Below are 26,550 nucleotides of genomic sequence, written 5' to 3'. Positions count from 1 at the left end.
ATGGCGGTCCCGCTCTACCAGGCGAAGGCGGAGTTCTTCCGGATGCTCGGGCACCCGGTCCGGATCCGGGTGCTCGAACTGTTGCAGGATGCGCCGCGCCCGGTCCGCGACCTGCTGGCCGACATCGAGATCGAGCCGTCCAGCCTCTCGCAGCAGCTCGCGGTACTGCGGAGGTACGGGATCGTCACCTCGCACCGGGAGGGATCGACCGTCATGTACCAGATCGCCAGCAGCGACGTCGCCGAGCTGCTCCGCGTCGCGCGCCGCATCCTGACCGACCTCATTGCCGGGCAGAACGAACTGCTCGCCGAGTTGCGCGAAGCCGAATCCAGCGTCGGATGAGCGCGGTTGGAGAGCGCGTTCTCGCGTTGCTCCCGACCCGATCGGACCTCCGATCCACTCTGCGTCAGCCGCGCCGCGACCTGATGGCCGGCCTCACCGTCGCGGTCGTCGCGTTGCCGCTCGCGCTCGGCTTCGGCATCTCCTCGGGACTCGGCGCCGCCGCGGGCCTGGCGACGGCCGTGATCGCCGGCGCGATTGCCGCGGTGTTCGGGGGATCTGGCTTTCAGGTCTCGGGGCCGACCGGCGCGATGACGGTGGTCCTGGTGCCGATCATGCACACGCACGGCGCGTCCGGCGTACTGGCGGTCGGCATGCTGGCGGGGCTGATCCTGATCGGCCTGGCGATCGCCAGAGCTGGTCGCTACATGGCCTTCGTACCCGCATCCGTGGTCGAAGGTTTCACGATCGGAATCGCCTGCGTGATCGGGCTGCAGCAACTGCCATCCGCGCTGGGAGTGCCGACGCCTGACGGCGACCAAGTGGTCGTGATCGCGGCCCGATCGGTGGCGGCCTTCGCGGCGCACCCGCACTGGACGGCGGCGGCGATGGCGGCTGCGGTCGCGCTGATGATCCTCGTCGGCGGCCGGCTGCGGCCCGCGCTGCCGTTCTCCTTGCTGGCGGTGGTCGCGGCCACGGTGCTGGCTGAGGTGGCCGGGCTGACGGTGGTACGGATCGGTACTTTGCCGGCGGGCCTCGCCGCGCCGTCGCTGGGTTTCCTGGATGTCTCCGTGCTCTGGTCGCTGGCCGGTCCTGCGCTTGCCGTGGCCGCGCTGGCCGCTCTGGAGTCGCTGTTGTCCGCTGCGGTGGCTGATGGCATGGGCGTCAACCACAAGCACGATCCTGATCGTGAACTGTTCGGGCAGGGCCTGGCCAACCTGGTGGTGCCGTTGTTCGGGGGAGTGCCCGCTACTGGTGCCATCGCGCGGACAGCGGTCAACGTCCGGTCCGGGGCTGGGTCGCGGTTGGCGGCGCTGGTGCATGCTGCCGTGCTGGCCGCCATTGTGTACACCGCCGCTCCACTGGTCGGGCGGATCCCTGTCGCCGCACTGGCCGGGGTACTGCTCGCGACAGCTGTGCGGATGGTCGAGGTGGGCTCCGTCCGAGCCATGGCCCGGGCTACTAGATCAGATGCTCTGGTACTTGCCCTGACGGCTGTGGCGACGCTGGCTCTGGACCTGGTGAAGGCGGTCATCCTCGGGCTGGTCGTGGCCGGCGCGCTGGCTCTGCGTGCGGTCGCTCGCAGCGCGACTCTTCGCCAGATGCCGCTGCATCCGGATCTGCCGGGGGACCACACTGTGGAGGAGCGGGCGCTGCTCGACGAACACATCGTGGCCTACCGGATCGACGGGCCGTTGCTGTTCGCGGCGCACCGGTTCCTGCTCGAACTGTCCGAGGTGGCTCACGTATCGGTGGTGATCCTGCGGATGTCGTCGGTGAGCGTCATCGACGCCACTGGCGCGCTGGTGCTCAAGGACGCGATCGAGAGGCTCGAACACCGGGGGATGGTGGTACTGATCTCAGGCATCCAGCCGGATCACCACCAGCCGCTGGATGCGCTGGACGCCATCGCTCATCTGCGCAGCGCCGGACGGGTCTTTGCGAGCACTCCCGACGCGATCGCCGCTGCCCGCGGTCATCTGCATCGCGAGGGCATTGTGGTTTCCGGTCAGTACTCGCCGTAGACCTGGACCTTGGTGCCGATCGGGGTCTCCTCGAAGATGTGGTGGATCTGCGGCCGCATCACCCGGACGCACCGGTGGCTGGCCGGGTACGTCTTGATCAACGAGTTGACCCGGCTGCCGTGCAGCGCGATTCCCGGGCGGTCCTTGAGGAAGTACAGGGAGTCGTACATGAACGCGTCGTCGTACAGGCTGCTCTCGTGCGCGCCGGCCCACTTGCGCCAGACCTTGCCGGTACGGTTCGGCGTCTCGTACCCCGGTCCGCCGGTCGACACCCAGACGATCCGGCGGATCTCCTTGCCGACGATCTGGTAGAGCACCAGGCAGGTCTTGTTGACGTAGATGCCCGGCTCCTTGGTCGCCGCCGGCCGTTTGGTTGCCGTCAGCACCGATCGCACATCCGCGCCGGTCAGCCCGCCACGGCTGACGGGCATCCCGTTGGTCTCCCGCCAGGCGCACAAGGCCTGCTTGGCCCGCTTGGTGATGTCCCCGTCGACGTCGCCCACGGGGTAGCCCAGCGCGTCAAGCTTGGCCTCCACCTGCTTCGCGTACGCCGAAACGGGCCGAGGCTTCGGCTTCACGGCCGGCTTGGGCGTGGGGTTGACGGTTGGTGGGGTGCTTGGCGTGTTCGGAGTACCGGGCGTGCTCGAAGTACCAGGTGTGCTCGAATTACCTGGTGTGCTTGAAGTACTGGGTGTGCTTGATGCGTTGGGGGTGCTCGGCGTCCCGCTGGGCGTGCTCGGTGTCTCGCTGGCCGGCGTACTGCTCGATGGGCTCGTGGACGTCGCGCCAGCGCTCGGCGTACCCGCCGCTCCCGAATCGGCCGCCACATCGGAGCATCCCGTCACCGTGACGGCAAGCAGAACGACACCAGCAACGAAACCACGCCCTCGAGACACGATTCCCCTTCCGTCGGCTTTCCCAGAGTCGCAGAGGCGCACCGTCATCACCCGAAGACCCGCCGTACACGACTGCCCGCCGAGGCTAATACCGCTAGAGGTCCCGCACCCTCAGTCCCCAACACCCGTCACCGAACCGTTGCCGTCGGTCTCGTACCGCCCCTTCGACAGGTCAATCAGCACAAGCTCGTTGCCGAACGCATCGGCAACCACCCCACACCGCCCAACCGGTACGTCGAACGGCTCACTCCGCACCTCGCCACCGGCCGCAACAATCGCCGCCACCGCCTCGCCGACATCATCGACCAGCCAGGTCGGCGCATAGTCCAACCCGGTCGCCAGGACGATCTCGGTCTCGCTCTCGGGCAAGGCCAACCCAGCCTGCCCGATGTCGTCGTTGCGCCACAGCAACGCGTGCCCAAGCTCATCTCGATAGAACGCCAGCCCGCTGTCCAGATCGGGCACCCGGACCACCACCGCATCAACCAGCCGCAGCACAGGCTTCATGGTTTGCCGGCCCGACTAGAGCCCGAGATCGCGCAGAAACTCCGGCTTGTAGGCCTGCATTACCACGTACCGCGGATCAGGCGTCTCAACACCCTCATAGCTCGGCTCAGGCGCACCCGCCTCATCCACCGGCGTACTCGGATCCACCCACTCCTGCTTAGCGTGGCTCCACCGGGTCAGCGTGAAATCAGCACTCAGCCGATCATCCGCAACCAGCTCGCGCACAGTCTTCTCAGCCTCCCGAGCATCCGCCTCGGTGTTCGCATAAATCAGCAACCGAGACCCATCCCGAGTCACCGTCACCTGCCCACCAAGCCGCTTCTCCGCCGCATGATCAAGATCAACCGCCCGCAACCGCTCCAAGAACGACAACCCATGCTCAGCGTCATCCAACTCAACCTCAACGCGGTACTCATCAGCCATAACCCCACCCTACCGACCAAAACCCCCACCCCCACGCACCAACCCATCTACCGTCTTGCGCACGGAGATCCCCACGCCTGTGCCTCGCTCGCTCCTCCGTCGCTCACACGGCCCTAGCTCCCACCCACCCCGAGCGTGGCCTCCTCCGTCGCCCACTTTGCAAAAGCACCCTGGTTGCTGCGCGCACCTATCGTCCGGGCGACTGTGCTGCCGGGCAACGCCGCCAGTCCCGTCTTGCCCACGGAACGCCTGCCCGCTCCTTCGCCTCTCACATGCCGCCAGATCCCACGGCCCTTATCGCGGACTCGTGCGTCCGCGTCAGCTGGCTACCGCCGAACCTGCAGGACGACACGTATCGCCTCGCCGGCAGGCGGGTAGCCAGCCAGCTGTTCTCATGCCTGAAATGCCGGAAGCGGCCCGCCGCAACACTTCTTGTATTTAGTCCCCGACTCACACCAGCAAGTCTGATTCCGCCCCGGTGGCCACTCGATGGCGTCGCCGAGCTCGCACCGGCTAGTGACGGACACCAGCTCGAACATGCTTCTAGCGCGAAAGGCCGCTTGGGTAAGCGGCAACAGCACGTCGTCCTGACGCGGTAGGAGCAGTACTCGGCCGCTGTCGTGCTCTCGCAGCGAGCGCTCAGCACGCTTGTAGTACCTGTCGTCGTAGGGCGTAGACAATGTCCGTCGCCCGCCCCCGAGACTGTCGAACTGAAGTCGACTCCTGAACTGGAACGTGCCATCTATTACCTGTGGCCAGTTCAGGAGCTGGTTCAAACCAAGGACCTTTTCTCGAGCCTCGTCGTAGCCCATCCGCGCAAGCAGATCATCGTCGTCTAGTGGGATACCGATCGCCCATCTGGTCCGGCGCCGGCCTGCTCGAACCTCTACCCACCAATCGTCACTAGTGGCGTGTGCCCACGCCTCGCTGAAGGTCCGCTCGCCAGCGGCCGTTCGTTCAGGTGCCGGGAGCGCGGCTGCGGCCGCGCAGTACCAGAAGTGTGCCTCGTGCAACTGCCCGCGATCCTCGAGCAGTCCTGCTGCCAACAGCCACGGAACGCCAGGCTGCGCTCGGTCCGAAATCAGTGCACGCATCTCGTCGCGAGCGTCGTCTTCCTGTTCCTTGCTGAAGAGATAGTCCGCGATCTCGATGTGCCCCCAGTCAGCTGCTTCCCCTCCCTCGCTGACCAGTTGCCGCCAGATCGCGATGGCCTCGTCGGGCTTGTCTTCCAATAGATGCGCCTGTGCGGCGTCCAACCTCTCTGCCAAGTGCCCACTGGGCCAGCCGCTGTGTCCTTCGTGAGTTTTCAGGTTCGTCATGCCAGGGAAGGTATGGACTTTCCGCCTTGATTCCGGAGCTTCCTTCGAGCCTGTGGAAGACCGCTATCCCGGCGAGGCGCTGACATCCGGGACTGAAGAATCCGCCGGAATCGATCACCTATACTTCTGAGTCATGGAGCTGAGGCATCTCGAGCACTTTGTCGCCGTCGCCGAGCAGAAGCACTTCACCCGTGCCGCGGAGGCGATGTCGATCTCACAGTCCGGCTTGTCCGCCTCGATCCGCGCCCTCGAACGCGAACTCCACGCCTCTCTCTTCGTCCGCAACACCCGCAGCGTCGAACTCACCGAGGCCGGCCGAGCCCTCCTCTGCGAAGGCCGCCGCACCCTAGCCGCCGCCGAAGCAGCCAAGGACGCAGTAGCCGCAGTACAAGGCCTACTCCGCGGCCACCTAACAGTCGGCCTAGAACAATGCCTAGGCGTCGTAGACGTCCCCGCCCTCCTAGCCAAGTTCCGCTCGGCCTACCCCGCCGTCGAAATCGAGGTTCGCCAAGGCGGATCCACCCCCATGCTCGAAGAACTAGCCTCAGGCCGCCTGGACGTAGCCTTCGTAGCCACCGCCGGCCACCCCATCGACGGCCTAGATCTGCGGCCACTCTCCACCGAAGACATGGTCATGGTCTGCTCAGCAGAACACCGCCTAGCCAAAGCCCCCACGGTCACTCTCCAAGACCTAGCAGGCGAGTCCTTCGTAGACTTCGACCCCAGCTGGGGAGCCCGCGCAATCGCCGACCACGCCTTCTCCGCTGCAAACGTCAGCCACCCCGTAACCATCGAGGTAAACGACGTCCACACCCTCCTAGCCCTGGTAAGCCACAACCTAGGCGTAGCCCTAGTCCCAGAACGCATAGCCGCCAAACGAGGCGACCACATCACCGTCCCCCTAACCCCCAACTCAGCCGACTCCTGGCAAGTCTCAGTAGCCATCCCCACAGGTACAGCTGCCTCCCTGGCCGCCGACGCCTTGATCGGAATGCTTCCCACGACTGCCGGCTCCAAGGGCCAGGCCCACCCGGAGCCCAGGCGCGGGACGGCAGTACGCGCCCGATAGCCTCGCTCGCCCTGTGGTGGCATCTCGCCGAACAGATGCCGCAGGCCTCGACGAACGTCTACGAGACTCAAGCCAGGCTCATCCTCCTGGCAGCTCACGCCGCACAATCCAGGGATGGCTTTGGAGGTCTCCACCAGCACCGTTTGTAGGTCAGTGCTGACACCACCCGGACCAGGAGGGCACCCTAGTGTTGGTGGGAGTTGACACACACCCTGGCGGGCTCGCAAGCGGAGCGAGTCCGAGCAGATTGAGCGGAGGTGGGCGCATGTCGGCGACGAAGCTCCTGGTACTCGGTGTCGTGCACCTCTCCGGCGGCGCGCATGGCTACCAGGTGCGGTCCGAACTGCAGAACTGGCGTGCGGAGATTTGGGCCAAGATCAAGCCCGGCTCGATTTATCACGCGCTGAAGAAGGCGGCGGCTGATGGCCTCCTCACCGAGCACGCCGAGCCGGGCAATTCCGGGCCGGATCGCGTTCTGTACCGCGCGACAGCTCGGGGACGTGACGAGATAGTCGAACTGGTCCGCGACGGTCTGCGGCGCACCCATGACCCCACCATGCTCGACGCGTCTATCGCCATGTTGCCCATGCTGACCAGGACAGATGCCATCGCGCACGTTAACGAGCGGGTCGCGCGCCTGGAAGCGGAGCTCGTAGAGCAGGCCAAGTGGCGGGAGAACCCGAACCCCGACATTCCCGAACACGTCCGCGATCAGGCCGAACTGTGGGCGGGACACGCACGCACCGAACTGGAGTGGGCGAAGAGCCTGAGCAAACGACTGTCTGAGGGCGCCTACACCATGGCCGACGATCCGGGTTCGTGGCGAACGGTCCCCGATCCCCTCAAGATGCGCTTCTAATCAACCTTGACTAGTCGTTTCCCCCTCGTGTACTTTGGCCAAGTAGTCAAACTTGGCTAGTGCTCAACCAATCCGTTCGCAACACCGGGAGAGGGAATCGAACCGATGGGAAAGCTCGCGATCGAGACGAGAGGGTTGAAGAAGAGCTTCGGCAAGACCCACGCGGTCGCCGGTGTGGACTTGGCTGTGAGCGCCGGGGGCGTGTACGGCGTGCTCGGTCCGAACGGGGCGGGCAAGACCACCACGATCCGCATGCTGGCCACGCTCCTGCACCCCGACGCCGGAGAGGCGCAAGTGCTCGGCTACGACGTCGTGCGTGACGCCCGGGCGGTGCGGAGCAGGGTTGGCCTCACCGGGCAGTTCGCGTCGGTCGACGAGGACCTCACCGGGGTGGAGAACCTGTTACTGCTCGCCAGGCTGCTCGGCTACTCACGCCGCCGAGGCAGGGAGCGGGCGACCGACCTGCTCGACGCGTTCGGTCTTGCCGAGGCGGCCGACCGGCAGGTGAAGAAGTACTCCGGCGGGATGCGCAGGCGCATCGACATCGCGGCGAGCCTGGTCGTCACCCCCGAACTGATCTTCCTCGACGAGCCCACGACCGGGCTCGACCCGCGCAGCAGGAACCAGGTCTGGGAGATCGTCAGGGGCATGGTTGCCGAGGGCACCACCGTGTTGCTGACCACGCAGTACCTCGACGAGGCCGACCAGCTGGCTGACCGGATAGCGGTGATCGACCACGGGAAGGTGGTCGCCGAGGGCTCGAGCGGCGAGCTCAAGGCATCGGTCGGCGCCGGCTCGCTGCACGTACGGCTAGGTGCGCCCGAGCAGCGGGCCGAGGCAGAGCGGGTCCTCGCCGGCGTCCTCGAGGTGCCGGTCGAGCCGTCCGCTGACCCGGCCGCGCTGTCCGCGCGGATCTCCGACCCCGAGCGGGTCGCCCATTCCCTGGCCGAGTTGTCCCGCAGCGGCATCGACGTCACCGAGTTCGCGCTCGGTCAGCCGAGCCTGGACGAGGTGTTCCTCGCCCTGACCGGACACGCCGCCGAGGAGACACCCGAGGAGGATGCCGCATGAATGCCACGTCCACGGAGCAGGCGTCGGCGCCGGTCACCGAGGACGCGCTGCGCAGTGTGCTGTCGGCCGGTGAGCGCCCGCCCCGACCCGGTCCGGTGAGCACCTCGTTGACATTCGGCTGGCGCGCCCTCCTGAAGATCAAGCACGTGCCCGAGCAGCTCGTCGACGTGACCATGTTCCCGATCATGTTCACGTTGATGTTCACCTACCTGTTCGGTGGCGCGCTCGCCGGGTCGACTCAGGAGTACCTGCAATTCCTGCTGCCCGGCATCCTGGTGCAGGCGAACGTCATGATCACCATGAACACCGGCATCACGCTGAACACCGACATCCAGAAGGGGGTGTTCGACAGGTTCAGGTCACTTCCGGTGTGGCGACCATCCCCGCTGGTCGGCGCCCTGCTCGGCGATCTGGTGCGCTACTCGATCGGGTCGGCGATCGTGATCACGCTCGGCCTGGTCCTAGGGTTCCGGCCGGAGGGTGGCGCCGTCGGGGTGGTGCTCTCGGTGGTGCTGCTGCTGGTGTTCTCGTTCTGCCTGTCGTGGCTGTGGACGATGCTCAGCCTGATCCTGCGCACGCCGAACTCGGTGGCGGGGTTCAGCATGATGCTGATGTTCCCGCTGACGTTCGTGAGCAACATATTCGTGGACCCGAAGACGATGCCCGGGTGGTTGCAGGCGGTCGTCGAGGTCAACCCGATCACCCACCTGGCGACCGTGGTGCGCGGCCTGATGCACGGCTCGGTGCCCGCCGGGGAGATCGGCTGGGTGCTCGTCTCGTCCGTACTTCTCGTCGCGGTGTTCGGTCCCATCACCATGGTCCTCTACCGCAACAAGAAGTAGATGCCGCTACGAGCACTGGGTCGAAATCAACTCCGACAACCCGGCCAACGCCCCGGCCCGGACACGACAAGGAGAGTCGAATGAGCACCATCCCCAAGAACAACTCGGAAACCGTTGCGCACACACCCGGGCGGGCGATCAGCATCGGGGTCTGGATTCTGCACGTCGCGCTGGCGGCGATCATCGCCGGCGGCGGAATCTCGAAGCTCGCCGGCGACCCGGTCAGGGTGGACATGTTCGCCGACATCGGGGCTGGCCAGTGGCTCCGGTACCTGGTCGGAGCGCTGGAGGTCTCGGGAGGGGTTGGACTTCTGATCCCGGCTCTGGCGGGCCTGGCCAGTCTCGGGTTGGCGGCATTGCTGACCGGTGCTGTCATCACGGATCAATTCGTGCTCGATCAGAGCCCTTGGCTGGCGCTCGCCCTTCTCGTCGTGGCGGCCGTGATCGCAAGGGCGCGGTGGTCGCGCACCGAGGCCATCGTCGGCACGCTGCTCAGGCGATGAGACAAACCTCTCGAACGGAGATGTGAGATGAACGAGATGGCCTTTCGCGTGACATCAGACGATGGCACCGCCATCGCCTACGACCGGAAGGGAAGCGGCCCGGCTGTCGTCCTGGTAGGCGGCGCACTGGACGACGGAGCCGAGAACGCTTCCTTGGTACCTGCTCTCGCCGAGCGCTTCACGGTCTACAACTATGCCCGTCGGGGACGCGGGGCGAGCGGCTTCACCGAGCCCTACGCCGCGGAAAGGGAGATCGAGGACCTGGATGCGTTGATCGCGGAGGCGGGCGGCTCGGCACACCTGTTCGGGGCGTCCTCTGGTGGCGCGCTGGCGCTGGAAGCCGCCGCAGCCGGGTCAGCCATCGACACGATCGCCGTGTGGGAGGTGCCCTACGCGGTCGGGGACGACATCCGCCAGCGATTCGAGGAGTACGTCGCGGACACCCGACGCGCCTTCGACGCCGGGCGAGACGAGGAGGTTCTCGAACTGTTCATGCGCTTGAGCGGCGCCTCCGACGACAACATCGCGGCCAGGAAAGCGGCAGGCAAGCAGACGGCGCATTGGGCGGATTCGGTCGCCCTCGCGCCCACGCTGGTCCACGACAGCGTCTTCCTCAACCGCTACCAGTTGCCGGCCGATCGACTGGCAACGGTCACCCAACCGGTCCTGGTCACCACCGGAGGACCGATCACGGTCCCCTACATGGCAGGCCTGCCCTCGGACTTCTTCGACCGCGCAGCCGACGAGCTCGCAGACCTACTACCCCACGCCCAGCGGGAGACCCTCGAGGTGCCGGATCACGTCGTCGACCCACACACCGTCGGCCCGCTGTTGCTACGGTTCTTCAGCAGCGAACACTGAACCTGGCCTACTCGCTGCTCATCGGCTCCGTCGTCGGTCGTACCTGCCAACGCGTTCATCCCGCAAGAGCACCTCCCGGGCCGCGAGGCCGAGGTTGACTTCGGCGACGTCGCCATCCGCCTGCGCGGCGAGCTCGTAACCTGCGCGCTGTTCAGCCTTCGGCTCTCCTACTCGGGCAAGGCCGTGCACAGGGTGAGTGCCTCGGCTGGGCAGGAAGCCTTCTTCGAGGGTCACGTCCACGCCTTCAACGTGCTCGGCGGGGTGCCGACCGGGAAGATCCGCTACGACAACCTCAAGGCCGCCGTCGCGAGCGTGATCGGGTTCTCCCGCCAGCGGGTCGAGGCCGACAGGTGGACCGCCGTCCGTTCCCACTACGGCATCGAAGCCTTCTATTGCCAGCCCGGAATCCAAGGTGCGCACGAGAAGGGCGGCATCGAGGGGCAGATCGGCTGGTTCCGACGCAACACCTCGTCCCTATCCCCGAGGTCGACTCCCTAGACGAGCTCAACGCTGTGGTCGACGCCTGGGACGAGGCCGACGATGCCCGGCGGATCGGGTCCCGCGCCCGCACGGTCGGGGAACACTTCGCCACCGAGCAGCCACTCCTCGCGCCCCTTCCGACCGAGCCGTTCGAGACCGGCCGCTGGTTCACCCCGCGCGTGGACCGGTACGCCCAGGTCACGGTCCGGATGAACAAGTACTCCGTGCCCGTGCGCATGGTCGGCCGTCAAACCCGGGTGCTCCTGAACGCCAGCGACCTGGTCGTGTTCGACGGCAGGACCGAGGTCGCCCGCCACGAACGGCTCATGACCAAGGGCTCGACCCGGGTCGACCTGGACCACTATCTCGAGGTCCTCCTCCGCAAACCGGGCGCGCTACCCGGTGCGAAAGCGCTGGAGCAGGCCAGGGCATCCGGGCGGTTCACGCCCGTTCACGACGCCTGGTGGGCCGCGGCCTGCAAGGCCCACGGTGACGCCGACGGCACCCGTGTCCTCATTGAGGTCCTGATGCTGCACCGGCACCTTCCACACGACCACGTCGTCGCCGGACTCGCGACGGCGCTGCGTGCAGGCGCGCTCACCGCGGACGCTGTCGCGTTGGAAGCGCGCAAGTACAACGACACAGCAGATGGCGGAGCCGACGACACGACAGCGGACCACCAGTCCCTGATGAGCGGCGACAGGGCACGCGGAGAAGGCGAGATCCCCTGCCGTGCGATCGCTGACCGAGCGCCGGCTCCGCGCCCACATCCCGGCCGACACTCGGCCGCTGCCGAGCGTGGAGAAGTACGACCAGCTGTTGGCCAGCCGACGTGACACCCCGAACGAAGGAGCCGCACCGTGACGACCAAGCGCCGTGGAATGACCGAAGAAGCAGCCGACGCCGCGATCGACCAAGCGTGCCGGATGCTGCGAATGCCCACCATCGCAACTCCTTCACCGACTACGCCGACTGGGCAGGGCGTGAGCAGATGTCTTACCGCGGGTTCCTCGCCGAACTATTGCTTGCCGAGTGCGACGATCGCGCCCGACGCCGGTCCGAACGCCGGATCAAGGCCGCCAAGTTCCCCCGCGAGAAGTCCCTGCGGGCCTTCGACTTCGACGCCAACCCCAACATCGATCCCGCCGTGATCCACACCCTCGCCAAGTGCGAATGGGTCCAGAAGGGACAGCCGCTGTGTCTGATCGGGGACTCCGGCACCGGCAAGTCCCATCTGCTGATCGCACTCGGCACCGAGGCCGCCATGGCCGGCTACCGGGTCAAGTACACCCTGGCGACCCAGCTTGCCAACGAGCTCGTCGAGGCCGCCGACGAGATGACGCTGGCGAAGACCATCGCCCGCTACGGCCGCGTCGACCTGCTGTGCATCGACGAACTCGGCTACATGCAACTCGACCGCCGCGGCGCGGAACTCCTCTTCCAGGTCCTCACCGAGCGTGAGGAGAAGGCCTCGGTCGCGATCGCGTCCAATGACTTCTTCGGCGGCTGGACCAACACCTTCACCGACCCCCGGCTATGCGCAGCCATCGTCGACCGACTCACCTTCGGCGGCACCATCCTCGAGACCGGCACCGACTCCTACCATCTGGCCCAAGCCACAAAGCAGCGGACAACCTGACACCCGTCGGGCGAGGAAGCGGTGTCGACGCAAACCAACATTCGCGGCACCGACACGTGCCCGGCGGTGTCAGAACTCGCCAACAAGCGGTGTCGGACGAAACCTCCGCAGCCACAGGGAAGACGGCAACAGCGCGATCACGGACATCCTCACCGCCATCGGCTGGCGGACAAGCGATGGAAGGCGTGACCTTCGCCAGAGCCGTCCTAACCACCTGGCCCTCGTAGCTCCACGTCCCTAGATGTCGCGACCAAGCTGATTGAGATCGGCGCAGTATTGCTCGCGGTCGAAGAGCCGCTGTTCCGTCAAGCTGGCTTGCAGTTGCCTCATGGACACTTCTCCAAGGGCGTGCAGGATGTTATGCCGGTCGTGGCCCAGGGCAAGAAGTCTGCGCGCCGTCTGCCAGACCTCGGGCAGCTCGTTGTCCCACAGTTGGTTCGCGACGATCTCGTGCATCAGCAGGTGCCGTCGCGGGCTCACGCCGTCGATCTCACCATCGAAGTCAGGGTCGACGAGCGCGTCGTGGTACGCGGGATGCTCGCCTTTGATCAAGATGCCGCGCTCGTTCGGGTCGTCCGGATCCAGCTCCGGGAATTCGTCATCGCCGATCCGCGTACCGACATACGGCATCGCAAACATCCGCCGCTCGACCGCATCCTGCAGGTCATCGATGTCTGCCTCAGAGAAGCCGTCCAGCAACTCACGTCCGACCGGCTGGTCCGGCACAGCATGGAGATGCCCCCGAGACTGCTTCTTGCTCGGCTTCTTGCGACCGCGGCTCTTCGGCATGACCCAACTCTCGCAAGTCGCCGCCGCGATCGCCCACCCGGGCCACCCCGGCGAACCGTTGTCGGGTGTGGCGAACGCTGCGCCACACCCGACGTGCAATGACTTACCAGGCGTAATCCTCGGGAGCTGTCTTGTAGCCCGGGAAGATTTCGTCGAGCTGGGCGAGGGCCTTGTCGTCGAGTTTGAGGTCGACGGCGCGGATCGCGGACTCGAGTTGGTCCATCGTGCGCGGTCCGACGATCGGACCGGTCACGGCCGGCTGGTGTAGCAACCACGCGAGCGCGACGTCGCCCGGTGCATGCCCAAGCTCATCCGCGAACGCCTCGTACTGTTCGATCTGCGGCCGCATCTTCTCGACGGCCTCCTTTGCGCGGCCCTCGAGCCGACGGACGCCCTCGACGTCCTTCCGAAGTACGCCGCCCAGCAACCCACCCTGCAACGGCGACCACGGAATCACGCCGAGCCCGAACTCCTGCGCCGCCGGCAGCACCTCGCGCTCCACATCCCGCACGATGAGGTTGTAGATCGACTGCTCGCTGACGAGGCCGGTGTAGTTCCGCTTAGCCGCCTCGGCCTGCGCCTGCGCAATATGCCAGCCAGCGAAGTTGCTGCTCCCGGCGTACAGGATCTTCCCCTGCTGCACCGCAACCTCCATCGCCTGCCAAATCTCCTCCCACGGAGTGGCGCGATCGACGTGGTGGAACTGGTACAGATCGATGTAGTCCGTCTGCAACCGCTTCAGCGAAGCATCCAGCGCCCGCCGAATGTTCAGCGCCGACAGCTTGCCCTCATTCGGCCACCCCTCGCCCATGTCCCCATAGACCTTGGTGGCCAGCACCGTCTTGTGCCTGTTGGCGGGATCCTTCGCGAACCACTCACCAACGATCTCCTCCGTCCGCCCCGGGTAGATCGCGCGCCCATACCCGTTGGCAGTGTCGAAGAAGTTGATCCCAGCCTCATGAGCCGCACTCATGATCGCGTGCGAGTCCTCCACGCTCGTATGCGGCCCAAAATTCATAGTCCCCAACACGATCCGACTGACCGACAACCCCGTACGCCCAAGCTGAGTGAATTCCATATCTCCCAACCTCCCTCGCCCAGGCCCAGATTTCCAACAGAAGAATCCACTCAGTTCGATCACTCAGTCTTCTAAGTCCCCGTACGCCGTACCGCCGACGCCGAACCAACATGGCGCCTACCGGCCGGGTGCGCGAGACTGCTGCGATGGCTGCTGAATACCTCCAGACCGACCAGTTCCGTGGCGCCCGCATCCACCTGAGCGACCTAGCCGGCCTCGAGATCCGCGACTGCGAAGTCAACAACCTGAAGATCGTCGACTGCTACGGCACCGACATCTCCCTAGGCGGCGACTTCAAGCGCCTAGTCGTCAACGACATCGACGTAACCGCCTACGTCGAGTCCGAACTGGACCACCGCCACCCAACACGCGCCCTAGCGCGAGAGGCCGCAACTCCCGACGACTACCGGACTACTTGGGACGCCATCGAAGCTCTCTGGGAGGCGACCCTCAATCGCGCCAGACTCCTACCCGAGGACAAGCTGTACGAGCAAGTAGACGGCGAGTGGTCCTTCGTCCAAACCCACCGCCACCTCCTCTTCGCCAGCGACGCCTGGCTAGGCAATTGCGTACTAGAAGAGGACTCCCCGTACCACCCCCTGGGCTTCCCCGCCGGCGGGACACCCGCTGCCGAGATGGCAAAACTCGGCCTAACCATCGAAGCCACCCCAACCCTCGACGAAGTCCTCGCAGCGCGCCGCACCCGCATGGCCAAGATGCGTCAGGTCGTCGACGCCCTCACCGAGGCCGAACTAGACCGAGTCTGCACCCGCAAACCGGCGGACATGTACCCCGACCAGGAGTACGTCGTACGCCGCTGCCTGAAGGTAGTACTGAAGGAAGAGGCCGAGCACCACCGCTACGCCGTACGCGACCTCACCACCCTCGAGGCCAACACCTGACCCGCCCACGCCAGTCTTCGAGCCCGGCTAGGCGACGACTGAGGCCGATTGGAAGAGGTCAGTGGGCATGGGGTGGTCTAGGCGCCAGGTGATGGCTATGGGGCGGTCGCCGGTGTGGGTGGTGTAGGTGGCTGGGCCCAGGAAGAGATACGGCGAAGTGCCTAGCTCGTTGAGCTTCTTTTCGCGGGCGAAGATGAGGATGTTTGAGCCTTGGGCGCGGTGGTTGAGGTAGCGCTGGCCGGTTGCTGAGGCTACTGAGGTGGTGCTTTGGGACTCCCAGTGGAACAGCGTGGGGCTAATGGCGTAGTCGCGGTACATGGTTGTGGGGGAGTAGTCCGCTTCTGACTTGGTGAGGGTGACGAAGAAGGCGTCGATGCCGGTGTCTTTTGAGGACAGGACGCCTTCGCGGAAGCTGCTTGGGCGGCGCTGGAGGCTGGCGTAGCTAAGGGCCGCGAGGATCTCTTCGCGTTGGTAGCGAGCGTGTACCCGCAGCGGGATGCCGTGGAGTTGGCCAGAGAGCTCGATGGTTCGGTGGCGGGCACGATCCATCGAGTAGTCGATGACCTGGATCAGTTCGTCACGGAGTGCCTGTTCTGAACGAAGAGCCTCTAGGCCTGCGTCGTACGAGTCGAAGCCTCCGCCATCAGGCCAGAGTGAGAAGAAGAGCATGCGAGCGTGATTCTGTTGCGCGTCGTTCAGTTCGGCATAGGCCGGCGAGGTGTCGTCCAAGAGCAGGGTGTAGGTGCGCATACGGTCGGGGTCGTCCACGTGGGCCAGAGCGCGTACGCGACGGAGAAGAGTGGATTCGCGGGCTGTGCCTTCGCGAGTGGGAAGGCCGGCGTTGCGTCTGAGCGTGGTCCAGCTCTTGCCGTTGCGCAGGATGTCGCTGATGTCGACGCCAGACTCTCGGATGAAGGTCGCCAGATCTTGGTCGCCGTGGGAACGGAGCTCGCTGGTCATCTCGGGCCAACGCCCGACCACCTGGGTACGCAGGTTGTCGAGAACAGTCTGCTGGGTGACCTTGTCGAGAACGATTTGGCATCCAGACGGCAGGAAGGGGAAGCCGAGTTCAACCTGCCGCTGGAGACCTCTGCGGGTCTGCCCAGTGAGGGCTCTGAATCGCTTGTCGAACCGGAACTCTTTGCGTTGGTGTCCGACAAAGTCGAGAGCCGTCAGGACGGGCTTGCCGTGCGCCTGGCGCAGTCCGCGACCGAGTTGCTGCAGGAAGATGGTTGGGCTTTCGGTCGGGCGGAGGAAGAGGATCGTGTCTACCTCTGGGAGGTCCAGACCTTCGTTAAACAGATCGGCAGCAAAGAGGGCGTTGACCCGGCGGTCCCTCAGATCACGTAGGGCCTGGTCACGGTCAGCGGGATGGGTTTTGCCCGACACAGCCAAAGCTGGAATGCCTGCTTCCCGGAATACTTTGGCCATGTACTCGGCGTGGGCGACGGAGACGCAGAAGCCGAGGGCGCGCATCGCATGGACGTCAGTCAGCTTGTCCTGCAACTCTCGGACGACGATGGCTGCACGTCTGTCGTTGCCGGTGTAGAGGCCTTCGAGTTCTTGCTCGTCGTATCGGCCACGCTTCCATTGCACGTCGGCGAGGTTGGTGCCATCTGCAATGCCGAAGTAGTGGAACGGGCAGAGAAGGTCGTCTGACAGCGCGTCCCAGAGCCGCAGCTCGACAGCGGTGCGACCGTCGAAATAGGACTGCAAGTCAAAGCCATCGGTACGCTCTGGCGTCGCTGTAAGACCGAGCAACTCCTGCGGCTTGAGGTGCGTAAGCAGTCTGCGATAGGTCGGTGCTGCGGCGTGGTGGAACTCGTCGACGACCAGGACGTCAAAGGCGTCCGGCGGCAAGGTGGTGACGTCGTAAGCGGTGAGCGCTTGTACCGACGCAAAGACATGATCCCAGCGCTCAGGGCGGGTGCCTGAGTGATACTCCTCGCCAAACGATGCGTCGTTCAGCACCTCTCGGTAGGTCCGAAGAGATTGCTGAAGAATCTCTTTCCGGTGGGCGATGAACAGCAGCGAGGGAGGCAGTTTCCCACTGTCCAGCGCGGCATCGCGAAGGCGCCGATAGTCGAGGGCAGCGATGACGGTCTTTCCTGTGCCTGTTGCCGCTACGACGAGATTTCGGTGTCGATCATGTACCTCACGTTCAACCGCGATCGCCTCGAGCATCTCGGCTTGATACGGGCGCGGCCGTACCTCGAGGCCGGCGAGTGAGATCGTGACGCGATCTGACGTCTTGCGGTTGTTCGCTTGGGCAAGCGCGTCGTCTAGTCGATCACGGTCGCGCTCCGGGTCGTACGTCTCGAAGGTCGAGTCGTTCCAGTACGTATCGAATGTGGCGCCGAACTTGTTGAGCAAGCTGGGGGTGCCGATGCGAGACAGGCGAACGTTCCACTCGACTCCATCGAGGAGTGCTGCGCGAGAAAGGTTCGACGAGCCAACGTACGCGGTGTCGAAGCCGGTGTTGCGACGGAAGAGCCAGGCTTTGGCATGCAGCCGCGTACGAAGTACGTCGTACTGGATCTTTACCTCGGCACCGAAGTCCCGGACAAGCCGATCCAGTGCAGCGCGGTCGGTCGCTCCCATATAGGTCGTGGTGATCACACGGAACGGTGCCCCTCGCTGACGTAGGCGTTGTAGCTCCGGCTCGAGCAGCCTCAGTCCGTACCACTTGACGAAGGCGCAGAGAAGGTCGACCTCGTCTGAGGTATCGATCTCAGACCGCAGTTCGGAGCCGAGCGCGGGCTCGCCGTGGGCGTTCGTGAGGAGAGCCGCGTCCGACAGCGGTGTGCTGGGGCGGGTGTCGCCGGGCTGATAGACACCAGGGCCTGCTGGTGGATAGAGCGCTAGTAGTCGGCGTGGACTTGCATCAGGCAACGCGTCGTTCTGTGTGGCGAGTCGGCTGAGGAGGTCGTTGACGAGCGCCACTCGCTCGCCCTGGTCTCGAGTCGCGCCGAGCGTTCGCAGTACGGCGTCGCGAACATGCCGAGCCAAAACCTCGGGTTGGTCTGCCTCGTCGATGTTTTCGAGCGCGGGCGCGAGCCCCTCTGCTTGGTTCAAGGCTCCAAGCAGACCGTCAGTCACGAGCGCGTCATAGATCCCTGGCTTCATCCAGTCACCACCTCGCGAAGGAGCCTGCCAGATCGCTCCGACATTGTCTGGACTCACCGGTCGCTGAGCGTGTTGCTGGACCCTCTGCCCGAGGCTCTGGTGCCGCGTAACGGCCGTCTGACGTCAGCTAGCGGCGAGGAAGGCGCTGTATCGCTCATCTAGGCGCTCGGTATCGGGCCGGGCGGCCCGCTGATTCGGGACGCTGAGCCGAGTACCGGCCATCTCTTGGATTCCATGACGGAGCATCGGGCCGTCGATCTCAACCAGGATGTCGGGTCTGACTGCAACGACGAGGTCAGGCCGGATACCGATGATGTTCTGGTCGTAGGCGGCGTGGTGAATCTTGCAGAGCGCCAGGCCGTTTGGCACTACAGGTTTGCCGTTCGGATGAAGGTCGGAAAGGATGTGCGCTGCATCCAGAAGTTCTGTGTGCTGCAGACGACAAACTGCGCATTGATGCTTATATGCCTCCAGCACCCGTGCGCGGAAGACTGGCTGGTGAAGTCGCAGACGACTCAGATGGGTCGCGTAGGCGCGGGTGTCTTCGTCCGCGTTATCACCGCGTGGCAGATGGCGTTGTGCTGCGTCCAGCGCAACGGTGAACTGGAGCTGCAGAGGCTCATCGCGGATGAGGTAGACGGGATACCTGGCAAGGAACTTGCTTGGCTCAATGGCGACGAACCAGATTAGTGGCAGCCCCTGCTCGAAGCAGCGCCTCAGCGCGATGTTGTCCAACGCCTCGGGGTCGTCACCTTGATACTTGTATCGAAGGAGGCCGTCTGGCCCCTCTGCGTCGGCGTACGGAGGCTCCGCTCCCGGTTTGGTAAAGGTAGTGCTCATGGAGAGCGCCGCGTCGAGCGAGGCAGGCTTGCGGATGCCGCGGCCACGATCGATCAACGGGATCCGCTCGCCATTGAAATGGAACTCGGCAAGTTCTGCCCGGGTGACCAACCGTCCCTCTTTTTGATCAAGCCACTCCATCGCCGCTTTGCGCAACTGACCATCGAACGACGGCTCCTCAGTCAGGCCAATCTGCATCCCGGCTGGCCTCCTCGGCTCGTTAATCGGTAGCGGTGAAGTTAGGCAAAGCGGCTCTAAGCCCTTCACAGTCTACGAAGAGGGTGGGGTCGCGTCGGGGCTAGGCCTACTCGGGCGGTGCCGGTGGCAAGCAGTTGGCTGTTGAGATGTTGGATGGATCGGTCGACGGATCGTTCAGCATCGACATGGAGGCGCAGATGGTTTGCGATGACCTTCGGGACGCCATGTGCTTCTGTCGTCTCTGTCCTCGAAGCACCAGCGGTGGATGCGAGTCGAGATGATGGCGATCGGTTGCAGCGGTGGTGTAGGGAGGTGGCTAGCGTTCGTGGGTGGGTGGGTCGCTGCGATGCCGGGGAGTTGAGGTGGGTTGCGTCGACGGCTGCGCGGTGACGGCGCCTCGGGCGGGGGCTACGTCGGAGGCGGCGGCTAGGGCTTTGCGTAGGTCTGGGGGGAGGGGTTGGCGGACGGGGGACGCGGTGGTGGGGGAGGTTGGGCCGTGGTTTGGGTGTGTGGTGGGGGCCGCGTGGAGAGTGTCTAGCTTGAAGCCGAGGGGGCGGTCTAGGCGGGCTGCGGCGACTTTGAAGGGGCGGTCGTCTTTGCGGGGTTCGAAGGAGATCACTTCGCGGTAGGGGAGGCCGCCGTCTTCGGGGTCGAATTCGCGGTACAGGAGGCGGTGGGAAGGGCCGAGTTCCTGGTTGCCGCGGGACTCGGGGATCACGGAGAGCTTGATTTCTGCGCAGTCGCTGAGGTCGTGGGTGGCGTCGCGGAGGCGTTTTCCGTTGAAGCTCTCTTCGTCGCCGTTGGCCAGGGCTCGAAGGCCGAGTCTGAGCGCGCGGAACTCGCGGTCACGCAGACCACCAGTCGGCTGGGACGCGGCGGCGCGTTGCAGTTCGGCGAGCTGCTGCATTACCTCCGGTCGTACGAGGAGCCGGTACTGCGTCATCGCGGCTTCAGGTCGGAATCGTCGATGTCCTCATCGAGATCGATTCCGAGCTCGGCGGCGACGTCCTCGTACGGGATCGATGGTCCCGCCGGATTCGCGAGCCGGTGGCGCAACACCGAGTAGCTAGCGTCGAACCCTTCCTCGTCGGTGGACTGGGCGACCAGTGCTCGCCAGACCTCCCACGGGATGACGACGGCCTCTGGCTGGCCGGAGTCGCCGAAGATGAGGGGTTCGGTCTGGCCACCGCGGTACATCTGCAGGATGTCGTGCAGGTGCTTGGAGGCTTCCTCGGTGGCGATCACCCAGGCGGTCTGACCGTCGGGGAGGAGGTACGGGGTTTCCTTGTCCATGGAGGTCCTCTCGGTTGAACGCTTCATCAGAATAGGCCGAGTGGAGGTGGACGCCCTGGAGGTTATCCACAGGAGGGCGGCGTGGCCTCGGTGGCTGCTGATCACTCGCTGTTAGATGTTGGTGCTTGTGGGTGGGTTGTTGGGCGAGGATTATGTGGGGCGGAACGCGGGGGCGGGTTACTAGGTGGGGCGGACTGTGGGGGATGGCGTGGGGTGGGTTGAGGTTGTTGTGGTGGGGGATGACGAGGAGCGGGTTGATCGGCTCGCTCGGCAGCTTCGGGGGGAGTTGGTTGGGCGGGAGTTGGAGGCTCGGCTGGTGGTCGGGGAGGCGCCTGAGAACAGCAAGGGGGATGCGGCGGCGGTTGGGGCGATCGCTGTGGCGTTGGTGGGGGCCGGCGGGATGATTCCTACGCTGATCGCGGTGCTGCGGGACTGGCTTGGGCGGCGTACTGGGCCTCAGCGGATCAGTATCAAGTTCGGGGATGACTCGATCGAGTTGGATCGGCCGAGCTTTGATGAGCGCGAGCAGTTGCTCAAGGCATTTCTGATCAAGCACGCGGACGAGTGACGCATGGTGCGTCGGTTGGCGTTGCTGATCGCGACGTATGAGTACGAGGACACGGGGCTCAGGAGGCTGACCACTCCAGCGCACGACGCTGAGGCGCTCGCGCGGGTGCTCGAGGATCGTGAGATCGCGGGTTTCGAGGTACGGACGCTTGTCAACGCTTCGCGAGATGCGGTGGGCGAGGCGATCGCGGAGTTCTACGCGGGGAGCAGGCGTGACGATCTGACGCTGCTGTACTTCACCGGCCACGGGCTCAAGGACGACAACGGCCGGCTGCACCTGGCGATGTCCAACACCAAGCGCAATTCTCTGAGGTTCACTGCGTTGGCGGCTCACCTCATCGACGAGGCGATGTCCGAGAGTCCTTCCCGGCAGAAGATTCTCATCCTGGACTGTTGCTACAGCGGTTCGTACGAGACGCAGCAGTTCGCCAAGTCGGACTCAGCGGTTCATCTGGAAACACTGGGTGGGCGCGGGCGGACGGTGCTGACGGCGTCGGATTCGACGCAGTATGCGTTTGAAGGCAGCACAATTCATGGGGAGGCTGCGCAGTCTGTCTTCACCCGGCATCTGGTCGAGGGTTTGCGGGACGGTACTGCGGATATCGACGGTGATGGGGACATCACGGTCGACGAGCTCTACAGCTATGTGTACGACCGGGTGACTGCTGAGCAGCCCAATCAGCGGCCGAAGAAGCTGGATCAGGTTGAGGGCCGGACGGTGATCGCGGCCAATGTGCATTGGACATTGCCGGCGCATCTGACGGCGGCGCTGGAGAACCCGTTGCCGAGGGCAAGAGAAGCGGCGGTGGGTGGGCTCGCGGAATTGCGGCGGTCCGGCAACGAGCTGGTACGCCGTACTGCGACCCGCCGGCTCGAGGAACTCGTCGACGACGACAGTCGATCCGTCTCGGCAGCAGCCCGCGCGGCCCTCGACGCACCTGGGCCGCCGACGCCTCTCGCGCCAAGGCCTGTTGGGTCGACGCCTGTAGCACCAGCGCCAGCTGTGACGCCGCCGGCCGCTCCGATGTCGGTCGTCTCGATGCCCGAGGGCGTGACAGTGGATGGAGTGTCGAGTCGCCGGACCACTCGTACGGCTCGGCAGCCGGCGGTGGCTGCGCCAATCGGCGAGGTGCCGAGCACCAGCACAACGCGGCAGCCGGAGCAGGCGGCGGGGCCGAAGGTCAGCAGCGGCGGGTTCTTCAAAGAGCTCGTTCGCCTCTTGAACGCCCGGCTGGTTCCGGCGACAGTGCCCGCGCCGATCTACTGGCTCAGCGTGCTGGCCGCGTTCTACCTGGTCCCCGGGGCCGGCCGCGCATTCAGCGTCTATCGTCTGGATGAAGTCTCGCTCTGGTACAGCGTTGTCGCTGCCGTCGCAGCCTGTCTGGTCATCGCCCTCCAGTACCGCTTCGGCCTGGCCCTGGTCGCCGGAACCACGGTCGTTGGAGCGGTCAGCCTGGTGATGCAGCTCGAGACGTTGACGAAAGAGCTCTCCGGCTTCGGCGTCGATACGCACAGGCTCTATGCGGTGTACCCGTTGTATCCGTACCAGGGACAAGCGGCTGCGATCGCTGCCGGCGCTGTGGCGCTCTACCACTTCCGCGGTGAGCTGTCGCTCGACGTACGGCGGTTGCGCGGCTGGCGGGCCTGGACGATGGTCGGTCTGGGCGGGGTGGCAGCGCTCATCCAACTGTGGATCACGTTCTATCTGACCTACAACGCCAGCCTGCGGTTCAGGGAGGGCGTGCCATTTCCGATTGCGGCTGTCCAGATCCTCGGCGCCGTACTGGCCTTAGCTGGGCCGCTGCTCGCTGTGCTGATGCGACGGGGCCGGACGTTCCTCGCCGGCTGGGTGCTTGCCGGCTTCCCGCTCTGGGTCGGGGTCTACGGCGGCCTGCCCAGATTCCCCGAGCGGACTCGGGCGCTCACGGTTCTCCTTGCCGTGTGGGCCTTGCTGGCCGTCGTGGTGATCGTCGGGCGTTGGCGCGATGAGGCCGCTGAGACCGGGCAGCTCTCGGACGGAGCGCGTCGTCGGCGGTGGGCGATCGTGGGGATTGCGGCGATGCTGCCCGTAGTACTGGGTGGGGCGATCGTGATCGTCGATCCGCGGGGGCCGACGTATCCGGTGGTGGTGGCTGTTGCGGTTGCGCCCGGCAACAATGTTCTCTACGCGGTCGACTCGGCGAACGGCAAGGTCCTGAAGATCAGTACCACCTCGCAACGGCAAGAGGGCGAGGCGCTCAAAGTCGGGGAAGGTCCGGCCGGCGTGTTGCTCTCTCCGGATGGGCGTCAGTTGTACGTGGCCAATGCCAGGTCCAACTCCGTCTCGGTGATCGACGTCGACAGTTGGACGGTCAAGGGTGCGCCGATCCCGGTCGGATTCGAGCCTGTCGATCTGGCGTGGAGCCGGCAGACGAATCGGCTGTTCGTGCTGAGTGAGAAGGCGGCCACGATCACGGTGGTCGATACCGAGAAGCTGACCACCGTCGGTGGGCCGGTGAGCGGTGGGTCCACTCCGTCCGCGCTGGCGACCGGGCATGACGGCAAGTTCCTCTACGTGGCGAATCACGATGGGTCGACCGTCACCGTGATCGACGCGGCGACGCTGAAGCCGTCGCGTTCGGCGTACAAGATCAGCGGGAAGCCGGTAGACCTGAGCGTCGACCAGGATGACGACGCGCTCTATGTGCTGTCGGAGGATTCGTACTCCGTGGTCAACACGAACGTCGACAGTCCGCGGCCGACGGCGGTGCCGCTGCCGGGGCGGTCGAAGGACGCGGTACTGACCGACGACGGCAGCCGGTACGTCGTACTGGGTGCGTCGTCGGAGGGCCAGGAGCTCAAGGACCTGGTCACCGTCATCAACACCAAGAACCGTGCGAAGGTCGGCACGGCCGAGAGCGACGGTGGGCTGGCGAGGCAGGTTGCGGTGAGCCGCGACAACCAGCGGATCTATGTCTCGGGGTACGACTTCGAGCACAACGTGCTGATCGTGGACGCGACGATCCCGAAGGCCGTCGGGGCGATCTCGCTCGGCAAATAGCCAGAGCGGGGCACCTGGTCAGGTGCCCCGCTCTCCTGGGTGGATCAGGCGTTGCGGAGGGTGGTGAAGAAGGTGCGGAGGTCTGTGGTGAGGTCGGTTGGGCGTTCTAGGGAGGCGTAGTGGCCGCCTTCCTTGAAGTTGGTCCAGTGGACGATGTTGGTGTTGTCGCGGTCGGCTAGGGGGCGGATGGTTTTGAAGTCGTCGGCGAAGACGGCTACGCCGGTGGGGGCGTTGTTGATGGCTGGTTCGGTACCGGCGTGGGCTTCCTCGTAGTGGTAGCGGCCGGCGGCGGCGCTGGTGTTGGTGAACCAGTAGAGGGAGACCTCGGTCAGGATCTGGTCCTGGGTGACCAGGCTGGTGCCGTTGCCGAAGCTGTTGAAGAGTTCGTTCCAGGCGAGTTGGCCGACGGGGGAGTCGGAGATGCCGACGGCAACGGTTTGCGGGCGGGTGGAGTTGATGGCGTTGTAGCCGCCGACGGACTGGAACCACTGGAGGTGTTCGAGGGCGGCGTAGTCCTCGGGGGTGAACTTCTCGAACTCGGTCGGGTCGCCGCTCGGGAAGGAGAAGAGCTGGAGGACGTGCAGGCCTAGGAAGCCTTCGGGGTTCAGGAGGCCGAGTTCGCGGGAGACCATCGCGCCGCCGTCGCTGCCGTGCGAGCCGTACGACGAGTAGCCGAGGCGGCGCATCAAGGCGTCGAAGGTACGGGCCACGCGGGCCATCGTCCAGCCGCGGTCGACCAGCGGGGTACTGAATCCGAAGCCGGGGATCGACGGGATGACGACCGAGAAGGCCTCGGATGCCTTGCCGCCGTGGGCGACCGGGTCGGTCAGCGGGCCGATCATGTCGAGGAAGTCGATGAAGGAACCCGGGTACGAGTGGACCAGCAGCAGCGGGGTGGCGTCCGGCTCGGCCGACGGGACGTGGATGAAGTGGACCGTCTGGCCGTCGATGTCGGTCAGGTAGTGCGGGAACTCGTTCATCCGGGCTTCCTGCTCGCGCCAGTCGAACCCGGTCTGCCAGTGGTCGACCATCTCGCGCAGGTAGCTGTTCGGAGTACCGAGGTCCCAGTTGTCGCCGGGGGCGGCCTCGGGGAGGCGGGTGTTGGCGAGGCGGGTGTTCAGGTCGTCCAGGTCGGCCTGGGCGATCTCGACGCGGAAGGAGCGGATGTCTGCGGGGGAGCTGCCGTTGTTGTTCATGGCTTTACCGTAGAAGCCATATAGGAACGTTAGCTTCCCAATTGAACTATCATTTCGAAGATGCGGGAAACTTCCTCGAGATTGCTGTCGCTGCTGGCCCTGATGCAGTCGCGGCGGGCCTGGCCCGGGTCCGAGCTGGCGGAGCGGTTGGGGGTCAGTACGCGGACGATTCGCAATGACATCGATCGGCTGCGTGAGCTGGGGTATCCGGTGGATGCGACGCGGGGTGCGGCTGGGTACTACCAGTTGGGCGTGGGGGCGAAGCTGCCGCCGTTGCTGCTGGATGACGAGGAAGCGGTTGCTGTCGCTGTCGGGCTGCGGACGGGCGCCGGAGTGGCGGGGATGGAGGAGAGCAGCGGCAGGGCATTGGCGAAGCTCGAGCAGGTGCTGCCGCATCGGCTTCGGCGGCAGGTGAACGCGATCCATACGACGCTGTCGAAGGGGCCGGACAACACCGGGTCCAACGTGCCGGATCCGGAGGTCGATCCGGTGGTGGTGACGACGATCGCGGCAGCGATCCGGGATGAGCACTATCTGCGGTTCGATTACGTGGTACCGGGGCAGGAGCCGCAATTGCCGTTGCTGGTGGAGCCATACAGGCTGGTGAGTTGGCAGCGGTACTGGTACCTGGTCGCGCGCGACGATGCTGGTGAGTGGCACACATATCGCGTCGACTGGATGGACCTGCGGATGGCGACCGGGCGGCGGTACAAGGCCCGGCCGATGCCGGAGGACGACTACATGGACTTCGTACTACGAGACGTCGCGTCCACCGGCTGGAAGGTCCACGCCCGCATCACCGTCTTCGCCTCCGCCGACGAGGTACTGTCCCGCATCCACGCCGCAGTCGGAATCGTCGAGCCGGTAGACGACAACACCTGCGTGCTGATCACCGGCGCGGAGAGCCTCGAAGTAGTTGCCGTGTACATCGGAATGCTCGGCCTCGACTTCCAAGTCACTGCTCCACCAGGCCTGGTGGAGCACCTCAAACTCGTCGGAGAGCGCTATCTCCGCGCGATCGAGTAGCC

27 protein-coding genes are annotated in these 26,550 nt (G+C 65.3%); 15 read left to right on the top strand and 12 right to left on the bottom strand.

The genetic code is table 11. The features are described from left to right. Both OHA70_RS36965 and OHA70_RS36960 read left to right on the top strand, forming a co-directional pair. On the top strand, positions 1-342 hold the full coding sequence (locus OHA70_RS36965) for an ArsR/SmtB family transcription factor (protein ID WP_328326015.1): 342 nt from the start codon (positions 1-3) through the stop codon (positions 340-342). Continuing rightward, positions 339-2,024: a SulP family inorganic anion transporter gene (locus OHA70_RS36960; protein ID WP_328326013.1), complete on the top strand. Its 1,686-nt coding sequence runs from the start codon at positions 339-341 to the stop codon at positions 2,022-2,024. The genes OHA70_RS36965 and OHA70_RS36960 overlap by 4 nt, the downstream gene beginning before the upstream one ends. Here the strand turns inward: OHA70_RS36960 and OHA70_RS36955 are convergent. The 5 genes from OHA70_RS36955 to OHA70_RS36935 all read right to left on the bottom strand — a co-directional run bounded on the left by OHA70_RS36955 (position 2,009) and on the right by OHA70_RS36935 (position 5,169). Continuing rightward, positions 2,009-2,560, bottom strand: coding sequence for a L,D-transpeptidase (locus OHA70_RS36955; protein ID WP_328326011.1), 552 nt, complete (start codon positions 2,558-2,560; stop codon positions 2,009-2,011). The two genes, OHA70_RS36960 and OHA70_RS36955, sit on opposite strands and share 16 nt — an antisense overlap. A 130-nt stretch (positions 2,561-2,690) precedes the next feature. After that, the gene (locus OHA70_RS36950) at positions 2,691-2,861 is read right to left on the bottom strand and encodes a hypothetical protein (protein WP_328326009.1); all 171 of its coding nucleotides are present in this window, start codon (positions 2,859-2,861) and stop codon (positions 2,691-2,693) included. Between the two features lie 170 nt (positions 2,862-3,031). Beyond that, entirely contained in the window at positions 3,032-3,418 is a 387-nt protein-coding gene (locus OHA70_RS36945; protein ID WP_328326007.1) for a VOC family protein, read from the bottom strand. Between the two features lie 24 nt (positions 3,419-3,442). Continuing rightward, positions 3,443-3,850 (bottom strand): hypothetical protein, encoded by a 408-nt coding sequence (locus OHA70_RS36940; RefSeq protein WP_328326005.1) that lies wholly within the window; start codon positions 3,848-3,850, stop codon positions 3,443-3,445. Positions 3,851-4,242: 392 nt separating this feature from the next. Then, positions 4,243-5,169, bottom strand: coding sequence for an SEC-C domain-containing protein (locus OHA70_RS36935; RefSeq protein ID WP_328326003.1), 927 nt, complete (start codon positions 5,167-5,169; stop codon positions 4,243-4,245). A gap of 133 nt (positions 5,170-5,302) precedes the next feature. On the opposite strand from OHA70_RS36935, the gene OHA70_RS36930 reads away from it, so the two are divergent. The 9 genes from OHA70_RS36930 to istB all read left to right on the top strand — a co-directional run bounded on the left by OHA70_RS36930 (position 5,303) and on the right by istB (position 12,493). Then, positions 5,303-6,238 (top strand): LysR family transcriptional regulator, encoded by a 936-nt coding sequence (locus OHA70_RS36930; RefSeq protein ID WP_328326001.1) that lies wholly within the window; start codon positions 5,303-5,305, stop codon positions 6,236-6,238. A 265-nt stretch (positions 6,239-6,503) separates the two neighbouring features. After that, complete coding sequence (locus tag OHA70_RS36925; RefSeq protein ID WP_328325999.1) at positions 6,504-7,097, top strand: PadR family transcriptional regulator; 594 nt, start codon at positions 6,504-6,506, stop codon at positions 7,095-7,097. A gap of 105 nt (positions 7,098-7,202) precedes the next feature. After that, positions 7,203-8,168 (top strand): ATP-binding cassette domain-containing protein, encoded by a 966-nt coding sequence (locus OHA70_RS36920; RefSeq protein ID WP_328325997.1) that lies wholly within the window; start codon positions 7,203-7,205, stop codon positions 8,166-8,168. Then, positions 8,165-9,010 carry an ABC transporter permease gene (locus OHA70_RS36915; RefSeq protein WP_328325995.1) on the top strand — a complete coding sequence of 282 codons (846 nt, stop codon included), beginning with the start codon at positions 8,165-8,167 and terminating at the stop codon, positions 9,008-9,010. The genes OHA70_RS36920 and OHA70_RS36915 overlap by 4 nt, the downstream gene beginning before the upstream one ends. 80 nt (positions 9,011-9,090) lie before the next feature. Continuing rightward, positions 9,091-9,513: a DoxX family protein gene (locus tag OHA70_RS36910; protein WP_328325993.1), complete on the top strand. Its 423-nt coding sequence runs from the start codon at positions 9,091-9,093 to the stop codon at positions 9,511-9,513. A 48-nt stretch (positions 9,514-9,561) separates the two neighbouring features. Further along, positions 9,562-10,374, top strand: coding sequence for an alpha/beta fold hydrolase (locus tag OHA70_RS36905; RefSeq protein ID WP_328325991.1), 813 nt, complete (start codon positions 9,562-9,564; stop codon positions 10,372-10,374). Positions 10,375-10,566: 192 nt separating this feature from the next. Continuing rightward, entirely contained in the window at positions 10,567-10,872 is a 306-nt protein-coding gene (locus tag OHA70_RS36900) for a hypothetical protein (protein ID WP_328325989.1), read from the top strand. A 14-nt stretch (positions 10,873-10,886) separates the two neighbouring features. Continuing rightward, complete coding sequence (locus tag OHA70_RS36895) at positions 10,887-11,690, top strand: Mu transposase domain-containing protein (RefSeq protein ID WP_328325987.1); 804 nt, start codon at positions 10,887-10,889, stop codon at positions 11,688-11,690. Positions 11,691-11,773: 83 nt separating this feature from the next. Continuing rightward, positions 11,774-12,493, top strand: coding sequence for an IS21-like element helper ATPase IstB (gene istB, locus OHA70_RS36890; protein ID WP_328325985.1), 720 nt, complete (start codon positions 11,774-11,776; stop codon positions 12,491-12,493). 237 nt (positions 12,494-12,730) lie between these two features. On the opposite strand, the gene OHA70_RS36885 is transcribed toward istB, so the two are convergent. Then, positions 12,731-13,282, bottom strand: coding sequence for a hypothetical protein (locus OHA70_RS36885; protein ID WP_328325983.1), 552 nt, complete (start codon positions 13,280-13,282; stop codon positions 12,731-12,733). Positions 13,283-13,385: 103 nt separating this feature from the next. Then, positions 13,386-14,360 carry an aldo/keto reductase gene (locus tag OHA70_RS36880; protein WP_328325981.1) on the bottom strand — a complete coding sequence of 325 codons (975 nt, stop codon included), beginning with the start codon at positions 14,358-14,360 and terminating at the stop codon, positions 13,386-13,388. 146 nt (positions 14,361-14,506) lie between these two features. Here OHA70_RS36880 and OHA70_RS36875 point away from each other — a divergent pair, with 146 nt between their 5' ends. Beyond that, a complete protein-coding gene (locus OHA70_RS36875) occupies positions 14,507-15,262 on the top strand; it encodes a DinB family protein (protein ID WP_328325979.1) in 756 nt (251 codons plus the stop codon). Positions 15,263-15,289: 27 nt separating this feature from the next. Here OHA70_RS36875 and OHA70_RS36870 read toward each other — a convergent pair whose 3' ends face one another. The 4 genes from OHA70_RS36870 to OHA70_RS36855 form a co-directional block, all read right to left on the bottom strand. Continuing rightward, a complete protein-coding gene (locus OHA70_RS36870) occupies positions 15,290-18,388 on the bottom strand; it encodes a DUF3427 domain-containing protein (protein ID WP_328325977.1) in 3,099 nt (1,032 codons plus the stop codon). 123 nt (positions 18,389-18,511) lie between these two features. Then, positions 18,512-19,426: an HNH endonuclease gene (locus OHA70_RS36865; protein ID WP_328325975.1), complete on the bottom strand. Its 915-nt coding sequence runs from the start codon at positions 19,424-19,426 to the stop codon at positions 18,512-18,514. 316 nt (positions 19,427-19,742) lie between these two features. Then, the gene (locus OHA70_RS36860) at positions 19,743-20,369 is read right to left on the bottom strand and encodes a hypothetical protein (RefSeq protein WP_328325973.1); all 627 of its coding nucleotides are present in this window, start codon (positions 20,367-20,369) and stop codon (positions 19,743-19,745) included. Next, positions 20,366-20,719, bottom strand: coding sequence for a hypothetical protein (locus OHA70_RS36855; RefSeq protein WP_328325971.1), 354 nt, complete (start codon positions 20,717-20,719; stop codon positions 20,366-20,368). Before OHA70_RS36855 ends, OHA70_RS36860 begins: the two co-directional genes overlap by 4 nt. A 232-nt stretch (positions 20,720-20,951) precedes the next feature. Between OHA70_RS36855 and OHA70_RS36850 the strand changes: the two genes are divergently transcribed. Further along, positions 20,952-21,287, top strand: coding sequence for an effector-associated constant component EACC1 (locus tag OHA70_RS36850; protein ID WP_328325969.1), 336 nt, complete (start codon positions 20,952-20,954; stop codon positions 21,285-21,287). A gap of 3 nt (positions 21,288-21,290) precedes the next feature. Continuing rightward, a complete protein-coding gene (locus tag OHA70_RS36845; protein ID WP_328325967.1) occupies positions 21,291-24,326 on the top strand; it encodes a caspase, EACC1-associated type in 3,036 nt (1,011 codons plus the stop codon). A gap of 44 nt (positions 24,327-24,370) precedes the next feature. Here OHA70_RS36845 and OHA70_RS36840 read toward each other — a convergent pair whose 3' ends face one another. Further along, positions 24,371-25,522, bottom strand: coding sequence for an epoxide hydrolase family protein (locus tag OHA70_RS36840; protein ID WP_328325965.1), 1,152 nt, complete (start codon positions 25,520-25,522; stop codon positions 24,371-24,373). Between the two features lie 60 nt (positions 25,523-25,582). On the opposite strand from OHA70_RS36840, the gene OHA70_RS36835 reads away from it, so the two are divergent. Next, entirely contained in the window at positions 25,583-26,548 is a 966-nt protein-coding gene (locus OHA70_RS36835) for a helix-turn-helix transcriptional regulator (protein ID WP_328325962.1), read from the top strand. The last annotated feature ends 2 nt before the right edge of the window (positions 26,549-26,550 follow it).

Origin of the sequence: Kribbella sp. NBC_00382 (genome assembly GCF_036067295.1) — a bacterium.
Lineage (GTDB): Bacteria > Actinomycetota > Actinomycetes > Propionibacteriales > Kribbellaceae > Kribbella.
The sequence above is the reverse complement of the archived record's forward strand: the minus strand, read 5'-3'. Positions and strand labels throughout refer to the sequence as shown.

Excerpts from the sequence above, each read along its gene's own strand:
- OHA70_RS36965 (WP_328326015.1), top strand. The coding sequence starts at position 1 with ATGGCGGTCCCGCTCTACCAGGCGAAGGCGGAGTTCTTCCGGATGCTC.
- OHA70_RS36960 (WP_328326013.1), top strand. The coding sequence starts at position 339 with ATGAGCGCGGTTGGAGAGCGCGTTCTCGCGTTGCTCCCGACCCGATCG.
- OHA70_RS36950 (WP_328326009.1), bottom strand. The coding sequence starts at position 2,861 with ATGCTCCGATGTGGCGGCCGATTCGGGAGCGGCGGGTACGCCGAGCGC.
- OHA70_RS36940 (WP_328326005.1), bottom strand. The coding sequence starts at position 3,850 with ATGGCTGATGAGTACCGCGTTGAGGTTGAGTTGGATGACGCTGAGCAT.
- OHA70_RS36935 (WP_328326003.1), bottom strand. The coding sequence starts at position 5,169 with ATGACGAACCTGAAAACTCACGAAGGACACAGCGGCTGGCCCAGTGGG.
- OHA70_RS36930 (WP_328326001.1), top strand. The coding sequence starts at position 5,303 with ATGGAGCTGAGGCATCTCGAGCACTTTGTCGCCGTCGCCGAGCAGAAG.
- OHA70_RS36925 (WP_328325999.1), top strand. The coding sequence starts at position 6,504 with ATGTCGGCGACGAAGCTCCTGGTACTCGGTGTCGTGCACCTCTCCGGC.
- OHA70_RS36920 (WP_328325997.1), top strand. The coding sequence starts at position 7,203 with ATGGGAAAGCTCGCGATCGAGACGAGAGGGTTGAAGAAGAGCTTCGGC.
- OHA70_RS36915 (WP_328325995.1), top strand. The coding sequence starts at position 8,165 with ATGAATGCCACGTCCACGGAGCAGGCGTCGGCGCCGGTCACCGAGGAC.
- OHA70_RS36910 (WP_328325993.1), top strand. The coding sequence starts at position 9,091 with ATGAGCACCATCCCCAAGAACAACTCGGAAACCGTTGCGCACACACCC.
- OHA70_RS36885 (WP_328325983.1), bottom strand. The coding sequence starts at position 13,282 with ATGCCGAAGAGCCGCGGTCGCAAGAAGCCGAGCAAGAAGCAGTCTCGG.
- OHA70_RS36880 (WP_328325981.1), bottom strand. The coding sequence starts at position 14,360 with ATGGAATTCACTCAGCTTGGGCGTACGGGGTTGTCGGTCAGTCGGATC.
- OHA70_RS36875 (WP_328325979.1), top strand. The coding sequence starts at position 14,507 with ATGGCTGCTGAATACCTCCAGACCGACCAGTTCCGTGGCGCCCGCATC.
- OHA70_RS36870 (WP_328325977.1), bottom strand. The coding sequence starts at position 18,388 with ATGAAGCCAGGGATCTATGACGCGCTCGTGACTGACGGTCTGCTTGGA.
- OHA70_RS36865 (WP_328325975.1), bottom strand. The coding sequence starts at position 19,426 with ATGCAGATTGGCCTGACTGAGGAGCCGTCGTTCGATGGTCAGTTGCGC.
- OHA70_RS36860 (WP_328325973.1), bottom strand. The coding sequence starts at position 20,369 with ATGACGCAGTACCGGCTCCTCGTACGACCGGAGGTAATGCAGCAGCTC.
- OHA70_RS36855 (WP_328325971.1), bottom strand. The coding sequence starts at position 20,719 with ATGGACAAGGAAACCCCGTACCTCCTCCCCGACGGTCAGACCGCCTGG.
- OHA70_RS36845 (WP_328325967.1), top strand. The coding sequence starts at position 21,291 with ATGGTGCGTCGGTTGGCGTTGCTGATCGCGACGTATGAGTACGAGGAC.
- OHA70_RS36840 (WP_328325965.1), bottom strand. The coding sequence starts at position 25,522 with ATGAACAACAACGGCAGCTCCCCCGCAGACATCCGCTCCTTCCGCGTC.
- OHA70_RS36835 (WP_328325962.1), top strand. The coding sequence starts at position 25,583 with ATGCGGGAAACTTCCTCGAGATTGCTGTCGCTGCTGGCCCTGATGCAG.